At 30.6% G+C, this 1,869-nt stretch carries 3 protein-coding genes; all 3 read left to right on the plus strand.

Annotation, left to right across the window (positions count from 1 at the left end; genetic code table 11):
- Positions 1 to 173: 173 nt before the first annotated feature.
- Positions 174 to 707 (plus strand): acyltransferase, encoded by a 534-nt coding sequence (locus tag NCY57_RS16570; protein WP_147238608.1) that lies wholly within the window; start codon positions 174 to 176, stop codon positions 705 to 707.
- 105 nt (positions 708 to 812) lie between these two features.
- Positions 813 to 1,544, plus strand: coding sequence for a hypothetical protein (locus NCY57_RS16575; RefSeq protein ID WP_021651073.1), 732 nt, complete (start codon positions 813 to 815; stop codon positions 1,542 to 1,544).
- A 29-nt stretch (positions 1,545 to 1,573) separates the two neighbouring features.
- Positions 1,574 to 1,869 (plus strand): hypothetical protein (locus NCY57_RS16580; protein ID WP_250789870.1); only part of this gene is annotated, 296 nt, incomplete at its 3' end.

A 1,869-nucleotide genomic window follows, 5' to 3' on the forward strand; every position in this document is an offset into this window, starting at 1 on the left:
GATATGTAAAGGAAAATAGAAAATGAATGAATACACAAAACACTTTATCAGAGAAAATATTGTTAAAATATTGCTTAGCATTCCTAAAACAGTAATTTTTAACTTTAAAGTATTACCCGTAAAAAGTGCAATAAAAATGCCATTTATCGTATCTTATAATGTAAAACTGGGGGGTGACACGTGACAATTTTATTGTAGAAAAGAAGAATTTATCAACAGCATCTATGAGAATCGGATTTGGAGATTCTGCGAATGGATGTAGAGAAAGTAAAAAAGGTCTGATTCGGATTGTTAATGGAGGAAAAATTATTCTGAAAGGCACAGTTGGATTATCACAGGGAGTTGTTTTGTTAGTTAATAATTCGTCACTTGTATTGGGCGATCATTTTCGATGCAATTATTCTACTACTATTGACTGTACAGATGAAAATATAGTTTTTGGTAATGATGTTGTTTTGGGATGGAATGTGACTGTAAAAAACAATGATGGACATACAGTTATTCAAAACGGAAGGCAGAAGAAGAAAGCGGATTCTGTATATATTGGTAATCATGTTTGGTTATGTTCATATAGTACCGTATTAAAGGGTGTTAATGTTGGTAATCATTGCGTTGTTGGGTATGGTAGTTTACTTACCAAGGCAGAACCAGAGAATCATATATTTATACGCTGGTGTTCCAGTAAAACCGATGAGGAAAGAAATTAATTGGATAGAATGAATGGAAGAAAAAAATGCAAACTAAATGGATATATTATAATCATGCGTTAATTCCAGATATAGCACCGCATGAAACAATAGAAATTCCCAAATTTGACAAAAAATCAGGTGGGGGGATATCCTTTGCTTGCTCGATGGATTTCGGATTTCGATTGTGAATTAGCAACTCAATTTTGGTATATTATTAGAACTGGTTCATATGAGATAGAACAATTATCGAAATCCACTAGAAAACATATTAGGCAGGCGTTCAAAAAGTGTTATGTTAGGAAAATTGAAGATAATGAGATAGAGAAAATGTATTCCTGTTATCAAGCTGCATATAAACGATATGAAAAAGCAGACAATTTCAGAAGTTTTGAGTCTATAAAAGATGAGTTTTTAAATAGGAAAAATAAAAATATGTTCTATTATGGTGCTTTTGAATTAGAAACAAACAGTTTAATTGTTTTTTTTATCTGTACTTGCTATCAGGAATATTTTGAAATTAATATGTCGAAGTTTAATCCAGAATATATGGCACTACGTCCATCGGATGCTTTATATGATTTTGTTTTGAATTTATGGATGAACAAACCTGAAATTAAATATATAAGTAGTGATAGCAGAAGCCTTAATCATGAGACGAATGTACAGGAATATAAAATCAATACATTTGGATTTCATAAAGCGTATTGTAAAATGCATATTCAGTATCGTCCATGTATTTATCCAATTGTGAAGATTTTATACAGGTTTCGACATTTGTTAAAAAGATTAGATGGAAATAAACTCATTCATGCGATTAATACTGTTCTTCAAATGGAAGAAATCGCAAGGATGTAATTAGTAATCAAGAATAAGGAATGATCACAATGTATAAAATAGCAGTATCCGTCATTTGTTATGATAATGAAGAGGAAGTATTAGACTTTGCAGATAAATTGAGCAGACAAAAAGATTCTGAAAAAATTGTACTTTTAGTTACATGCAATAAGTGTATGAATGTAAAGAAACTAATAAATGATTTAAATGAAATTAAAATATCCTCACAGATATTTGAGCCAGGGGAAAATCTGGGATATTTACATGGATGTTTATATGGTTTTAAAGAGTTTGGCGAGGAATATGAATGGGCTGTTATATCAAATACAGATATTGATTTTGTATC

The organism is Blautia sp. MB18-30 (genome assembly GCF_023669475.1).
GTDB lineage: Bacteria > Bacillota > Clostridia > Lachnospirales > Lachnospiraceae > Blautia_A > Blautia_A fusiformis.